The 16153-nt window shown below is 46.5% G+C and carries 11 protein-coding genes; 7 read left to right on the top strand and 4 right to left on the bottom strand.

Going from position 1 to position 16153, the window contains the following annotated elements:
• Positions 1-107: 107 nt before the first annotated feature.
• On the bottom strand, positions 108-392 hold the full coding sequence (locus LDL40_RS03040) for a DUF6482 family protein (protein WP_300993617.1): 285 nt from the start codon (positions 390-392) through the stop codon (positions 108-110).
• A 118-nt stretch (positions 393-510) separates the two neighbouring features.
• Positions 511-1668, bottom strand: coding sequence for a DcaP family trimeric outer membrane transporter (locus tag LDL40_RS03035; RefSeq protein WP_300993616.1), 1158 nt, complete (start codon positions 1666-1668; stop codon positions 511-513).
• 265 nt (positions 1669-1933) lie between these two features.
• Here LDL40_RS03035 and acs point away from each other — a divergent pair, with 265 nt between their 5' ends.
• Together acs and LDL40_RS03025 are read left to right on the top strand one after the other, a co-directional pair.
• The gene (gene acs, locus LDL40_RS03030; RefSeq protein ID WP_300993615.1) at positions 1934-3883 is read left to right on the top strand and encodes an acetate--CoA ligase; all 1950 of its coding nucleotides are present in this window, start codon (positions 1934-1936) and stop codon (positions 3881-3883) included.
• 98 nt (positions 3884-3981) lie between these two features.
• Entirely contained in the window at positions 3982-4653 is a 672-nt protein-coding gene (locus LDL40_RS03025; RefSeq protein ID WP_300993614.1) for a response regulator transcription factor, read from the top strand.
• Between the two features lie 18 nt (positions 4654-4671).
• On the opposite strand, the gene LDL40_RS03020 is transcribed toward LDL40_RS03025, so the two are convergent.
• Positions 4672-5727, bottom strand: coding sequence for an AI-2E family transporter (locus LDL40_RS03020; protein WP_300993613.1), 1056 nt, complete (start codon positions 5725-5727; stop codon positions 4672-4674).
• Positions 5728-5798: 71 nt separating this feature from the next.
• Positions 5799-9335 (bottom strand): PAS-domain containing protein, encoded by a 3537-nt coding sequence (locus tag LDL40_RS03015; protein WP_300993612.1) that lies wholly within the window; start codon positions 9333-9335, stop codon positions 5799-5801.
• A gap of 180 nt (positions 9336-9515) precedes the next feature.
• Here LDL40_RS03015 and LDL40_RS03010 point away from each other — a divergent pair, with 180 nt between their 5' ends.
• The 5 genes from LDL40_RS03010 to LDL40_RS02990 form a co-directional block, all read left to right on the top strand.
• Complete coding sequence (locus tag LDL40_RS03010; RefSeq protein ID WP_127023590.1) at positions 9516-9782, top strand: DUF4212 domain-containing protein; 267 nt, start codon at positions 9516-9518, stop codon at positions 9780-9782.
• Between the two features lie 10 nt (positions 9783-9792).
• Entirely contained in the window at positions 9793-11508 is a 1716-nt protein-coding gene (locus LDL40_RS03005) for a sodium:solute symporter family protein (RefSeq protein ID WP_300993611.1), read from the top strand.
• 72 nt (positions 11509-11580) lie between these two features.
• A complete protein-coding gene (locus LDL40_RS03000) occupies positions 11581-13401 on the top strand; it encodes a putative nucleotidyltransferase substrate binding domain-containing protein (protein ID WP_300993610.1) in 1821 nt (606 codons plus the stop codon).
• On the top strand, positions 13402-14061 hold the full coding sequence (locus LDL40_RS02995) for an exonuclease domain-containing protein (RefSeq protein WP_300993609.1): 660 nt from the start codon (positions 13402-13404) through the stop codon (positions 14059-14061).
• A gap of 177 nt (positions 14062-14238) precedes the next feature.
• The coding region (locus LDL40_RS02990) for a beta-N-acetylhexosaminidase (RefSeq protein ID WP_367304295.1) at positions 14239-16153 on the top strand (1915 nt) is incomplete at its 3' end.

Genomic DNA, 16153 nt, shown 5'->3' with positions numbered 1-16153 from the left:
TAGGGAGTTTTTAATCCTGCACAACCCCTAAAATGACAATTTGATGATATTCGTGATCGTTCGCTCAGAAATAAAGCAAAACGGGCAAAAAAGAGACTTTTTTGACGTTAAACAGGAATACGCAGACTGTTATCCACTTTTTCAGAGCCTCCAATCATCTCGTCGTAAGCTGATTGATGCTGTAACCAACACTTTTTAATGGTTGCATCTGATAACGACTGTTTTGCCTGCTCCACACTTAAAAAACGCAGTGGTCTGTTATCTGTATCCACCAGGAAGCCAACACGTTCATCGTAACTGACCTGGGCCAAATAAATCCCCATTTCTAGTGAATGGATCACCAGTTCATCTATCACAACATCCTGACGGTTTAAATGTTCGATTCTATGCATAACAAAAATCTCCGTGTAAGTAACATTTTCACTATACGGTTCAATTTTGCTACTGGATGAGTCGTCATTAAAATAGAACAGGCGACTACTGTCGCCTGTTCTGCCAATAAAAGGATGGTCAGAAGTCGTACTTGGCACTAAACTGAACACGATTTAAATCGCCTTCTGCTCCGGATAAAATTTCACGCGTGGCATGGCGCAGTTCCACACCAAACATCAACTTGCTTGCCGCCTGATAAATCAGGTTTACAGCATAACTGCTGGTACTGTCAGTCACTGCCAGTCCTGTCAGATTTGCTTCGTTATCTATATCCAGGGCCGAATAGATAAAACTTGAACGCCATTTGTTGTCCCAGCTATGTTTGTAGGCCAGTGCATAACCTGTTGCCTGGATAGCCTCGAGCTGCCCAGACGCATCAAGTACAGCATCATTAGTAGTATTCAATCCTATATAACGGCCAATACCTTCACCACTGTTGATGGTAAAACGCAGATCGTCAGTCGCCGAAATATTGTATTTACCTGAGAAAGACACTGCAAAACCATTGGTGCTGTCATCCAGAGTGGCTGATTCAATCGACAGCTGTCTCGCCATCACTGCTATGGCCAAAGAACCCCAGGGTGCAGCATGGTTATATTTCACCACTACATCAGGTACCGAATTATCATCAGTGACAATGCGGGCTCCGCCCGTATTCGGAGTGACAGTCGTTTCCGGGTTTTCGAGGGCAACTTGCCAGCCACCATTAGTGTAACGAACCTGAGCCTGACGCACGAAAATTGCACCGTCTGTATTGCCGATGAAATCAAGGCTATCAGGTAAAGAAGCTACGTCCATAAAAGTGGACCAGGTTTGCCCCATCAGCCAATTGTCATAGGTTAAAAACGCATGGCGGATTTCAGGACTATAGCCGTTAGTAATACGTTCGTCGCCGTTAGGCGTTGCCATCATATCAAACTCTATAGTTCCGTTTATTTTTTTGCCGTTATCAAGTGATGTTGCTGTTTTGAAGAAGAAGCGGGATTGTCGGGCATGAGCGTCAAATGTGGCGGATTCACCTTCCCCACCTACAGGAGTCAGGCTTGGAACATAAAAGTCCCGGCCAATCCCCGTGGCAATTTGACCATCTGAAGCATCTGTCCACATAGTATCAAGTTTGATATAGCCACCGTAAGTCAGTTCGGTGTCACCAAAAGTGACGGCGGCATGAGCCTGTCCACATAATCCCGCTAAAGCTAAAGCGACTAAGCTGGCAAGAGGTTTTTTCGTCAGCATTGTTTTCTCCTGGTCCGAGTTAAAATGTTGTTATTGTCAGTACCACGTTTCAACTTTGGTTCGCTTTTAGCAAAGCGACAATTAGCCTTTAGTCGCAGATTGCTTTTTATTCATTTTCATCACAGACGCAGGCAAAAGCTTTGGCTAGACTAATGTCTAATGTTGTTCGTTACTTAAAATAAGGTAGAACGGACATAGCCATAACAGATGGTTGTCGCTATTGAACTAAACCATCGAGCCTATTTAAGACAGGGGAATATTAAACATGAGTCACGCCCAGCTTTATCCAGTACCAGAGCACACCAAAGCACGTACTTTGGTGACTAACGAGCAGTATCTGGCTATGTATGAAGAGTCAGTGAAACAACCTGAACAATTTTGGGCAGAACATGGCAAACGTATCAACTGGTTCACACCTTTTACCAAAGTAAAAGACACTAGTTTCGATTTGGGTAATGTACATGTAAATTGGTTTAGCGATGGCAGTTTAAATGCCAGCTACAACTGCCTCGATCGCCACTTGCCGGCCAAAGCCAACCATGTCGCTTATTATTGGGAAGGTGATGAACCAGGAGTTCAAAAGGCCGTCACTTATCAGGAACTCTACGACGAAGTTTGTCAGTTGGCCAATGCAATGCGTACTTTGGGTGTAGGAAAAGGCGACCGAGTCACCATTTACTTGCCTATGATCCCCGCTGCTGTTGTATCACTGTTAGCTTGCGCTCGTATCGGTGCTATCCACTCTGTTGTATTTGCAGGTTTTTCACCTGATGCTTTAGGTAGCCGCATTCAGGATTGCGATTCCAAACTAGTGATTACTTCTGACCAGGCCGCTCGTGGTAGCCGTCTAACCTATTTAAAAGACAACACCGACCAGGCTTTGGCCCATTTAGGGGATGCCAACCCTGCCAAGCATGTGATTGTTGTAAAACACGTTGGCGAAAATATAGATTTCCACCAAGGTCGCGATCTTTGGTACCACGAAATATTGGCAAAAGAACCTAAACACTGTGAACCAGAGGTGATGAACGCAGAGGACCCATTATTTATTCTCTATACCTCTGGTTCAACCGGTAAACCTAAAGGTGTGTTACACACTACTGGGGGTTACATGGTATGGGCCTCGATCACCCATCAGTATGTATTTGACTATAAGGATGGCGATATTTACTGGTGCGCCGCGGATATAGGTTGGGTTACAGGTCATACTTATATTGTTTATGGTCCCTTAGCCAATGGTGCTACCAGTATTTTATTTGAAGGCGTTCCTACGTATCCAAGTGTTAAGCGTATTGCTCAAGTGGTCGACAAATACAAAGTCAATATTTTATACACAGCGCCGACTGCTATCCGCGCTTTAATGGCGCACGGCACTGTAGCAGTAGATGGTGCAGATTTATCGTCCCTAACCTTATTGGGCAGTGTCGGCGAACCTATTAACCCTGAAGCCTGGAGTTGGTACCACGAAAATTACGGCAAAACGAATTGCCCTATAGTCGATACCTGGTGGCAAACGGAAACAGGCGGTATTTTAATTACGCCTTTACCCGGAGCTACAGCCCTAAAACCTGGTTCTGCCACTCGTCCGTTTTTTGGTGTAAAACCAGCTATAGTCACCAACGAAGGTGAACTGGTTGAAGGCGTAGCAGAAGGCAATTTAGTGATTCTGGACAGTTGGCCTGGTCAAATGCGTACTGTATTTGGTGACCATGAACGTTTTGAGCAAACTTATTTCAGCACTTATAAAGGTATGTATTTTACCGGTGACGGCGCCAAACGTGATGAAGATGGCTATTATTGGCTGACTGGCCGCGTCGACGACGTGTTGAATATTTCGGGCCATCGTCTGGGCACCGCTGAGATTGAAAGCTGTCTGGTTGCACATGATGCCATCGCAGAAGCTGCAGTGGTGGGTTATCCGCACGACATCAAAGGTCAGGGTATTTATGTCTTTGTTGCCCCTCGTGTTGGTGTAGAGCCAAGTGATGAATTGACTAAAGCAGTGCGTGATTGGGTACGTCGTGAGATCTCCCCAATTGCCGCACCGGATATTATTCAGTGGACACCAAGCTTGCCTAAGACCCGTTCTGGAAAAATTATGCGCCGGATCTTGCGTAAAATTGCGGCCAATGAATATGATCAATTAGGTGATATCTCTACCCTGGCAGACCCTTCAGTGGTTGAGAACTTGATCCAAAACAGATTAAACCGCTAATCTGTTGACAATAAGTTGCTAATGTTCAATTAATAGCAACAACACTTTAGCTGAACCCAGCCTCTGTGCAGAGAACAGAGGCTGGGTTAGGAGTTTATATGGCAAAGTTAATTGTCGCAGATGACCATCCATTATTTCGAAACGCCCTGATCCATGCGATCAGTAATACTTTTGTTACCAAAGCCACCATAGAAACCGATAGTTTTGAAGCGACCTGTGAAGCATTACAAGAGCACTCAGACGCAGATTTACTATTATTGGATTTGCATATGCCCGGGAACTGCGGTTTTCTGGGATTAATCCAACTGCGAAAGCAATACCCTGTTCTGCCCATAGTGGTGATTTCGGCCAGCGATGATCTGGACGTAATAAAAAGAGTGATGGCATTTGGTGCTTCGGCTTTTATTCCCAAATCAGCCCATCCAGCAGAAATAGGCAAAGCCTTAAGCGCAGTGATAGATGGAGAACTCTGGGTCCCGCCAGCAATTCGTAGTCAGGTAATGACTCAACAGCAACATCAGCCTGATCTGGATTTGGCCAGCAAAGTTGCTGAACTGACCCCGCAGCAATATAAAGTGCTGTTTTATTTAACAGAGGGTTGGCTCAATAAACAAATCGCCTATGACCTGCATATCTCTGAAGCTACGGTCAAAGCTCATATCACCGCCATTTTCAGAAAACTGGGAGTGACCAACAGAACTCAGGTTGTCATTCAAGCCCAGCGTCTGCAACTGGAAGCTCCAGCCGATAAGACGCTGATAGCACAATAAGCAAAACTCCAAGCCTGATTATTCAGGCTTAGTGCTGTGCTGAAACTCGTCGATAAATATCTGCCAAAACACCAAAAATAACGCTGCGATCATAGGCCCTAATACAAAACCGTTAATGCCCATCAGAGTAATACCACCCAGGGTCGAAAACAGCACCAGATAATCCGGCAGTTTAGTATCCCGCCCCACCAGCAAAGGTCGGAGTATATTGTCGGCCAGACCTATTACCAAGGCGCCATAAGCCACCAGAATAGTGGCGATAACCCAATCGCCTGTAGCATACCAATATAAGGAAACCGGCAGCCACACCAAAGCAGCACCTACAGCTGGTAATAAGGATAAAAAGGCCATTACTACCCCCCATAAAATGGGAGCTGGCAGACCTAATAGCCAAAAAATAAGACCGCCCAGGGCGCCCTGTACTATGGCAACCACCAAGTTGCCTTTGACTGTTGCTCTGGTGACCTCAGCAAACTTAGCAAAAAGCAGACGCTCGCGCTGGTCCCCAAGTGGCAACGCCTTGACCAGCAATTCAACTAAATGAGCCCCCTCACGTAATAAGAAAAACGTCAGGTATAACATCAGGCATAAACTTAGAATAAAACCAAAGGTATTTTGTCCAATAGACAGAGCTTCTTTTGCTAACAAGCGGCTTGCTTCTACAGCACCTGAAGATATTTTTTCCCTTATCCCATCCGTTTCAATACCAAATCGTGCCAGAAACTCAGTGACAACGGGAAATGCCTGCCGTATAGCTTCAATAAAACCGTCAGGATTAATCTCGCCTTTTTCTATTTTTGCGTAAAAGGCAATACCTTCCTGAATAAAAGCAGCACCTATTGCCAGCACAGGTAAAATCACCACCAGAACACAAAATAAGAGTGTAAGTAACGCAGCCCGGTTGGGTTTATTGCCGATGAGATGCAGTATCCGGCTTTGGACCGGATAAAAAATAACAGTGATAGCACAAGCCCAAAATATACAGCCCCAAAATGGTTCCAGTACAAAGCCAAAGGCCAAGGTAACCACCACCAACATAATTAAGAAAAAACGCTCTTCCAACTTGGCTAACATTCCCCACTCCATTGCTGTTTTATATTGACGGTCATTAAAACATAACTTTCGTACCGGACGCAGCCCATAGTTCAGGACAGCTTATTTTTAATATGGTTAATACCAGCTCTGAGGGCGGCAGGTTTTATAGGTTTAGCTAGAAAGAGTAAACCCGCTGCTTTCGCCCGTTGAGCCAAATCAGGTTCAGGAGCAGCGGAAACCAGGATACCCGGTACCTGCCCCCAATACTGCTGCAACTCCTGATAAAGCTCTAAACCATTTAATCCCTGCCCCAGCTGGAAATCCATAATGAGTAAGTCAGGTTTCTGCAAAGTCGCAGCTTCACTCAACAATTGCCCTGAGTGAACATAACTCTTCACTTCCCCAAGTTTCCATTGTTCCAACAGCAGTCTTAAGGCAGCCAAATTAGAGCTATCGTCATCCACGCAAATCACCTGCCAAAGGGGTAACAGTGCATGTTGTTGTTCCAAAACAGCTTTTTCTTCGGCCAATGCCTGCTCAGAGGCTAACGGCAGATACAGACTAAACACAGTCCCCTTACCCACCACTGAACGAACTTCTAACCTATGACCCAACAACCTCGCCATACGCTGCACCACGGCAAGCCCTAAACCAACCCCCTGTTGACCTCTGGCGGTGCTGTCAACACGATAAAAATCATCAAAAATACGCTTGAGTTCGTGTTCTGCCACTCCGGGGCCTGTATCCCAGACTTGCAGCATCAGTTGTTTACCTCTTTTACGGCACGACACTAAAAGCTGTCCCGATGGTGTATATTTAACGGCGTTACTTAATATGTTTTGCAAGATGCGGCGCAGGTAAGTGCTATCAGTTTCCACCTGCCAATCGCTAAAGTGGGTGCGCAACTTCAGTAGCTTTTGTCCGGCCAACCATCTGAATTCGTCTGTTAGCGGCTGTAAAATACCTGAGAGAGAAACTGCCTGGGTTTTCGGCTGTAAACGTCCTTCATCCAGACGGGCTATATCCAGTAACGTAGCAATTAATTCTTCCGTGGCTTTTAACGAATTATCCAACTGATGAATGATCTTTTGTTGATTTACCTCGGAAATCTGATCCTGTAAAGCGGCAGTAAATAATCTGGCAGCATTCAATGGTTGTAATATATCGTGGCTGGCCAGTGCCAGAAAACGGGTTTTTGATGCATTCGCTGCTTCAGCTTCGGCTTTCGCTTGCAACAACTGTAACTCCGTCGCGCTGCGCCTGGCGACTTCTTCGACCAGTTCCTGATTCATTTCACTGATGCGCTGCGTTCTTTCCTGCACCCGCTGTTCCAAATGCTGTTTAGCTTCCGCCAGTTGCTGCACAGCCCGCACATGTTCAGTGATGTCGGTAAAACTGGTGACAAAACCTCCGCCGGGAATAGGATTACCGCGCATTTCTATCACTGTACCGTCCGGTCTTACCCGCTGAAATACATGAGAAGTACCGTTTTGCATATGGGCGATACGTTTGGCCACGTGCTCTTCAGGCGCGCCTTCGCCAAACAGTCCCCGCTCCGCATTAAAACGCACAATATCAGCCACAGGCCGGCCAATACGGATCATGCCATCCGGGTAGTCAAACATTTGCAGGTAGGATTTATTCCAGGCCACCAGCTTTAAATCGCGGTCGACCACACTGACCCCCTGACTTAAGTGCTCCAGTGTCGAAAACAAAATCTTACGGGAAAACTGAATGGCCTGAGTGGTATCGTCAAATAAGGTGACCACATCCTCCAGCTCAAGTTGCCGACCCTCTGTAGCAGCACTCACCACAGCTAATGCTGAAGCCGCGCCTATCACACCAGCCAGTTCCCTCTCAACAAAAGCTATCAGTTCTGGCCCTGCGATACCCTCCTGTATATCCAGATCGGGGAAGCGCCGTTGAAACTCAGCCATAGCCTCATTACAACGTTGCGCGCCAATAAAACGCTCCAACAACATTGTAATATCAGTGCGCCGGACTCTAGCCCTTCTGACGGGGGTCTCTTTATGTTCCAATGGCAAAGTAGGTTTTACAAAAGCAGCGGCCTGCAGGCGGTCTTTTAAATTGACTTTAACAAGCAGTGAAAAAATCAGATAACAGGCAAAATTTAACCCTAAAGACCAAATCACACCATGACTTAAAATATCAAGTTGCACTCCAAATAACGAGGTTGGTTTTAGCTGTCCTATACCAAATAAGCCATGCTGCAACACTGTCTGTTCAAGCAAGCCCACAGCAGCAAGCTGTGGAACCATCAGGCAAAAAAACCACAAAGCAAAACCAACAGCTAGACCAGCATACACCCCAAAGGCATTACCATGACGCCAATATAAGCCCCCAACTACAGCAGGAGCCAACTGGATTGCCAGTGCAAAAGCCAGCAATCCTGTTTCAGCCAGTTCGTAATTACGGGCAAACAAAGCATAGTAGCAGTACGATAACAGCATCACTGTGATAATCATGGTACGGCGCACCAACAAAATAAGCCCGCTGTAGTCTTTAATGCGTTGGCCATGACCGGGTCGGCGTAAAATAGTTGGCATCACCACGTCATTACTGATCATGGTACTCAAAGCCAATGTAGAGATAATAATCATCGAAGTCGCAGCGGAGAATCCACCGATAAAAACCAGCACGCTCAGGGTATGCCAACCGGATTTTTCAGGGATGAGCAGCACAAAACTATCGGCCAGATGTTCTTGCCCCGGAAATAAATGCATACCGGCCAAAGCTATTGGGATTACCACCAGGGTCACAAGCAATAAATAACTGCTATACCATCGTTTAGCGTGATTTAAATGCCGGTGGTCTACATTCTCCACAAAGGCGACATGAAACTGCCGGGGTAGCAGAAAAATAGCACTCATCGCCAATAAAGTTTTTACAGCAAAAGACAACCAGCTATTGTGGTCCGTGCTTTGCTGCAATTGGCTGGCATGCTCAACAAACTGACTGACGCCAAGCCTTTCGGGCAATAGCAACCAATACGCCATCAAGGCAAGGCATAACAACGCAAACAACTTCACGACAGATTCAAAAGCAATAGCGACCATTACGCCGCGATTTTGCTCAGTCAACTGCACTTTGCGGGTACCAAATAAAATGGCAAAAACAGTCATCGCCATGGCGCTAAACCAGGCTGTGTCCTGCCACCAAGGCAGAGATTCATCAGATAAATCATGCCCCAGCAAAACCTGATATGAACTGGCAACTGCTTTGAGTTGCAGGGCTATATAGGGGATCACAACAACAAGACACAATAATGCAGTCACTAAGGCAATGTTTTTACGTTTGCCATAACGCGCACTGATAAAGTCAGTGATGGAGGCCACATTTTGTTTTTTTGCGACATACAACAACTTAAACAAAAAAGGTTGTGCAAACAGAAACACCAAAATGGGGCCCAGATAAATCGGAATATAGTCCCAGCCCTGGGTCACCGCTGTGCCAACAGCGCCATAATAGGTCCAGGAGGTGCAATATACCGCCAAAGCCAGACTGTAGAGTAAGCCACCATACTTTCGTAGTAGTTGATCACCGGCATGGCGCTCGCCCCAGTTGGCAATAAAAAACAGTAAACCGACATACATCAAGGCCAATAAGGCCACTATCCAGGCTGACAAAGCACACTCCCCTTTGATTTCAGTGGTTACTTTTGGCAGAAAGCGCCAGAAAGTCAATGATCTGTCTTTTCGGCTTCGACTAAAGTCGGGCTATCGCTTCCTGTACCTACTGCTAGATTAAGTGTGCAAGTCAACAGAATTTCTATAACAACCACAAAAAACAACAAGAGGAAGACAACGATGGCATTTCAAAGCAATGAATTAGCCAAAGCTTATTGGCGGGAGAACATCTCGTTGATGCTAAAACTGCTGGCGGTCTGGTTTGCAGTATCCTTCGCAGCCGGGATTTTATTTGTAGACCAACTGAATATGGTGCAGTTTTTTGGCTTTAAGCTCGGATTCTGGTTCGCGCAACAAGGCTCTATCTACACCTTTGTTCTGCTGATCTTTGTTTACGTTATCAAGATGAATGCTCTTGATCGTAAATATGATGTCCACGAAGACTAAGGGGTAGATGATGGATTTACAAACGTTAACCTACATTATTGTCGGTGCAACTTTTGCGTTGTATATCGGCATTGCGATTTGGGCCCGGGCGGGTTCAACCCAAGAGTTCTATGTAGCTGGAGGCGGTGTTTCGCCTTTAGCTAACGGCATGGCAACTGCTGCGGACTGGATGTCTGCCGCGTCATTTATCTCAATGGCAGGTCTAATTTCTTTTATGGGTTACGATGGTTCAGTTTATCTGATGGGCTGGACTGGTGGCTATGTGTTGCTGGCATTGTGTTTGGCCCCCTACCTGCGTAAGTTTGGCAAATTTACTGTGCCTGACTTTATAGGGGATCGTTATTACTCCCAAACTGCCCGCACAGTTGCAGTCATTTGCGCCATTTTGATCTCCTTCACTTATGTGGCAGGTCAGATGCGTGGTGTAGGCGTAGTGTTTTCCCGCTTCCTTGAGGTGGACATCACTACAGGCGTAATCATTGGTATGGCTGTGGTATTTTTCTACGCCGTATTGGGCGGTATGAAAGGCATAACCTACACTCAGGTCGCTCAGTATTGTGTACTGATTTTTGCCTACATGGTTCCTGCAATTTTCATCTCTATCATGATCACTGGTCATGTGTTGCCACAAACAGGCTTAGGCGCCACTTTACTGGATGGCTCAGGCATGCATTTGCTTGACCGGCTGGATGGGCTCTCGGCTGAGCTCGGCTTCGCCGCTTACACCGAAGGCACTAAATCAACTGCGGACGTTTTTGCTATCACTGCGGCATTAATGGTTGGTACTGCGGGTTTACCTCACGTTATAGTTCGTTTCTTCACAGTACCTCGCGTGAAAGATGCGCGTATCTCCGCTGGGTGGGCCTTAGTATTTATCATGATTTTGTACACAACTGCTCCAGCTATTGGCGCTTTTGCCCGCTACAACATGATTGACACTATTAACGGTCCTGATGCTCAGGGTACTTTGGTGGCGGAAGCACCAACCTGGATTAAAAACTGGGAAAAAACCGGTCTGATCAAGCACGAAGATAAAAACGGTGATGGTCGTATGTTCTACTCGGGTGATGAGCGCAACGAAATGACGATAGACCGTGACATCATGGTGTTGGCCAACCCGGAAATTGCACAGTTACCGGATTGGGTGATTGCACTGGTAGCAGCTGGTGGTATTGCCGCCGCTTTATCCACCGCTGCAGGCTTACTGCTGGTGATCTCAACATCAATTTCGCATGACTTACTCAAGCGAAATCTGATGCCAAAAATCACCGATAAGCAAGAACTGTTAGCAGCACGGCTAGCCGCTGCAGTGGCCATCATAGTCGCGGGTTACTTAGGTATTAACCCACCTGGCTTTGTTGCGGAGGTCGTAGCTTTTGCCTTCGGCCTGGCTGCGGCGAGTTTCTTCCCTGCCATTATTCTTGGTATTTTCTACAAGAAAATGAATAAGGAAGGCGCTATCGCCGGCATGTTAGCAGGCATCACTTTCACCGTAGGTTATATCCTGTATTTCAAAGGTATTTTCATCACTCCTTTTGCAGAGAACAAACCTGAAAACTGGCTGTTTGGTATCTCTCCGGAGGGCATAGGCACAGTGGGTATGCTGGTGAATTTTGTGGTGGCTTTTGCGGTCAGCAAAGTAACCAAAGAAGTACCACAAGAGGTGCAGGATATAGTAGAACAAATCCGTTATCCAAAAGGCGCAGGTGCAGCTCAGGCTCACTAAAGCTCCCAAGGAAAACGGACCCAGATAAGGCGTGGCAACACGCCTTGTTTTTTGACCATGTAGGAAGCTTGTATGCAAGTTCAGGAAGTTGTGTCTTTTCTGCAGCAAACACCACCTTTCGATGATTTAGCGGCTCATGTACTGCAACACCTGAGCCAGGATCTGACTGTTTTATATCTGGCGTCAGGTGAAGAGTTACAGCCAGAACCACAACTTTTACTGGTCCGTTCCGGCTTGTTTGCCTTGCATACAGAGCAACACCGAATCACCCACTTACAAAGTGGCGACTTTTATGGCTATCAGCTTCTGCTGACAGGCCTTGCCGACCCTGACACTATCAGATGCGAAGAAGACGGGTTGGTGTATTTTTTACCTGCGGAAAGTTTTGATAAGTTACGCCACCAGTACAAGAATTTCGATTTATTCTTCCAGCGCTTATTTAGTCGTCGATTACATCTGTACCAAAGCAGCCAGCAGCAGAGCACCTCGACTTTAAAAGTCGCAGACTTAGTCACCAGACGCAAAGTATCTATTGATTGCTCCAATACGGTTCAGCAAGCTGCAACACTCATGACCGAGCAACGCGTTTCCTGCGTGCTGATTGAGAAAGACGAGAAACTAGTGGGTATTCTGACCGACCGCGATTTGCGAAGCCGCGTTTTGGCAAAAAATTTACCTGCTTCAACCACTGTCTCTGAAGTCATGACGAAAACGCCGCAAAGCATCGAAATTGATCGTTTTGCCTTTGAAGCCATTCAACAAATGAGTCAGCACAATGTTCACCATCTACCCGTAGAAGAGCAAGGCAAAGCCGTAGGCGTATTAACCACCACAGATTTGATCCGCAGCCAGCAGGAACATCCGGTTTATTTAATTAGCCATATCCATCGTCAGCATAAAGCGGAAGGCTTAAATGCCATTACACCTCATATCAACCAGTTGGCCATGCAATTGGCTGATCAACAGATCCCTTCTTATGAAGTCAGCAGTGTATTGACCAGTATCATGGATGCTCTGGCTCAGAGCTGGTTGCATATTGCGGAAAAGGAACTGGGTCCTGCGCCTTGTGTCTATAGTTGGTTAGTTTTTGGCTCTCAAGCCAGACGCGATATGTTACCCAGCGCCGATCAGGACAATGCGTTATTGCTGGAAAAAGAGCCCACTGGCGCTGTTGCCGACTATTTTTCAGCCCTTGCCGATATAGTCTGCAACGGTCTGGCCTCTTCAGGCCAAGCGCTTTGTGAAGGCCATATTATGGCATCCACCCCTGAGCTGCGACTGAGCCTCAAAGGCTGGTCAGGCCGATTTGCCAAATGGCTGAATACGCCAGATCCGCAGGCTCTGTTAAATAGCAGTATTTTTTTTGATATGCGACTGATACATGGCAGCAAAGGCCTGTTTAATGTACTGCAAGAAGATGTGTTAGCCCGCTGCAAAAATAATGAATTGTTTTTGTTTCATCTGGCCAAAAACGCTACAGAGCGACAACCACCACTCGGATTTTTTAAGCACTTCCTGCTGGAGCAGGACGGCAGGCAACGTAAGGGACTGGACCTGAAAAAACGCGGCATTAGCCTGATCAGCGATCTAGTCCGGGTTTATGCATTGTCTGCAGGTATTCACGCCGTCAACACCAGAGAACGTTTGGCAATGCTACAGCAGCAAGGCGTGTTAACACAGCGTCAGCAACAAAATTTACAAGGTGCTTTTGATGTGTTGGCACATTTACGCTGGCAACTGCAGGCACAAGACATTCAACGAGGTCGACATCTGTCTAATTTATTGGATCCGGCTCAACTAAACTTGCTGCAACGTCATCAGTTAAAAGATGCTTTTGCTGTGATCAGCGATGAACAACAAATACTCAGACAACGTTTTTGTCGGGAACTTTAAATGTGGAACTGGCTGAAAAAACCAGAAGCAGTGCACCAACTGGTACTGGAATATGAAAACAGCACTCCAATAGATAAATTGGAGCTAGCCAGTAAGGCGGATTTTCTGGTACTGGATTTTGAAACTACCGGAATGGATGCGAAAAAACATCATATTGTCAGTGCTGGTTGGGTAAAAATTTCAAAGAGTAAAATTTATTTAAACACAGCCCACTACCATTTGGTGAAAAGCCCTGCCTCAGTAGGACAAAGTGCAGTGATCCATGGTTTACATAACAGCGAAGTGCAACAAGGTATAGAACTGGAGCTGTTATTAAAACAACTAGTACAGGAATTAAAAACCTCTGTACTGGTTTCCCATCACAGTGCACTGGAACTTAGTTTCTTAAAACAAAGTTGTCAGAACTGTTTTGGCCGCTCACCAGCCTTTAAGGCTGTGGATACGTTAAAACTCGAACTGTATAAAATGCAACTTAAAGGCGGTCCTGTTGCGCAAAACTCCTTACAGCTGCCCGCGTGTTTAGCCCGCTATCAACTTCCCGAGGTAACTGAACATCATGCCTTATCCGACGCTTTCGCCTGCGCTCAGCTTTTACTGGCCCAGCTAAAATCCAGAGGAGCTCAGTGCACTTTAGCCGAGCTGTTCCAGCAAAGCCGCTGAGCTTTGTCGGATGGACTGCCTGCACCGCTCCAACACCGCGTATAAATGTTACTTAATACCAACAACAAGACCAACAAGTACATTAATATAAATATAAAATAGCCGTAAACATCCATAGACAGACGCCAATTAATTGATTATTAATATGTTACCAAGTAACAAATTAAATCTGCTTTTATGCGCTTATTCTGCTGTTTAAGTCTGTCATTTTTGTTGCATTTGCTCCCCCTGCAGGTTCAGGCGCAACCATTGGCGTTGATGCCTTATCCAAAGCGGTTGGAATTAAGACAAGGCCACTTTGTTTTTGATCAGTCTTTCCAGGTAGAGCTACCGGCCGGGCACACCAGTCTAAAGCCCTTGCTAGAGCAATTTGTACAGAGAAACCGGATCAATACAATTTTAGACTTTACAGCAAAGACGCCTGCGGATCTGCTTATACGGCTCACCCCACAAAAGACAAACACCGAGAAGCACCAGGAAGCCTATCAACTTGAGATAAAAAGTAACCACATCTTGCTCAACGCCAGTCATGCGATAGGTGTTTTGCGGGGGTTGCAGACTTTGCAGCAACTGATCCAGCGTGAGTCAGGACAAATTTTTCTGCCCAATCTGACTATTGACGATGAACCCCGTTTTAGTTGGCGTGGCTTATTACTCGATCCTGCCAGACGTTTTTTGCCTTTGGTTGATATAAAACGGCAACTGGATCTGATGGCTGCGGTAAAACTCAATGTGCTTCACTTACATTTAACAGATGATCAAGGCTGGCGCTTTGAATCGAAAGTCTTCCCTCGGCTGCAGCAGAAAGGCGGAACAGATGGCTACTACACGCAAGACGAGTTGCGTAGCCTGGTTCTGTATGCGAAAGAACGTGGTATTAGGATAGTGCCGGAGATTGATTTACCCGGTCATACCACGGCTCTGGGTCTGGCTTACCCTGAGCTGATGGCACCACCTGCCCCACAAGCCATCGAAACGAGTTGGGGTGTTCATAAAGCCGTGCTGGATCCGTCCAAACAGCAGGTATATTCCTTTTTAGAACTATTGCTTGCTGAAGTAGCTCAGGTATTTCCCGACCCCTATCTGCATATAGGTGGCGATGAAGTCTTACCTGACCTCTGGTTGCAAAACCCGGATATCCGCGCTTTTATGCAGCAACAGCAATTGCCTGATGCGGGTGCCTTGCAGGCCTATTTTAATCGCAGAGTGGAGCAGATCTTAAAACCTCTGGGAAAAACCATGATTGGATGGGATGAAGTGCTGGATGATCACCTGCCTCACTCAGTCGTAGTGCAGTCCTGGCGTGGTACTGAGTCTTTATTTCAGGCTGCAGCCGCAGGTCACCCAGCCATTTTATCTACTGGCTTTTATTTGGATCAGCCGCAAACCGCTGCCTACCATTATCGTAATGACCCCTTACCTCAGTTGGTGGTAGCGCCGCACGAGAAAGAGATCCACTTTTGGTCACACTGGACAGTTCAATTCGAGCGTAAAAGAGGCGGAGCTGTTACAGCAGACTTGTATCTGGTGTACTTAAAGTCAGGATCAACCCGTGCCTTTCTGCAGTTTCCCGGCAAATTGCTGATTGAAGCGACACAACTGCAACAGCAGGAGGCTATGGTCAAATTTAACTTTGATAGCTGGATGGGGCCGGTTTTTGCAAGATTACAACTGACTGAAACCGTTCAGGGTGAGTTTGTGGTGGGCAATGCACCTTATCAAATCAGAGGCCAGGCTCAGGCCTTAGAACACAACACAGCCTTACCGTTAAAATTCGCTAAAAATCTGGATGATGCAGCAAAACAACTGGTGTTGGGTGGAGAAATTGCCTTGTGGGGCGAGCTGATTACACCGGAGCTGATCGATATTCGCTTATGGCCCAACGCATTTGCTGTAGCAGAACGGCTATGGTCTGCCGCTGACCAAAAAGATGAGCGGGATTTCTACCAAAGAATGACCGCAGTGCAGCAATGGGCCCGGCGCTTTGTCGGTTTAAAAGACCATGAGCAACACGTGCTGGGATTAAAACAACTGTTGCCTGAGTCTTATCTGGCGGCACTAGATACAGTGGCAGAAACACTGGAGCCAGCGC

The sequence above is a fragment of the Rheinheimera sp. genome (assembly GCF_020217005.1).
In the GTDB taxonomy this organism is placed as follows: domain Bacteria; phylum Pseudomonadota; class Gammaproteobacteria; order Enterobacterales; family Alteromonadaceae; genus Pararheinheimera.
Note: the sequence above shows the minus strand (reverse complement) of the source record. Positions and strands in the feature narration are given on the sequence as shown.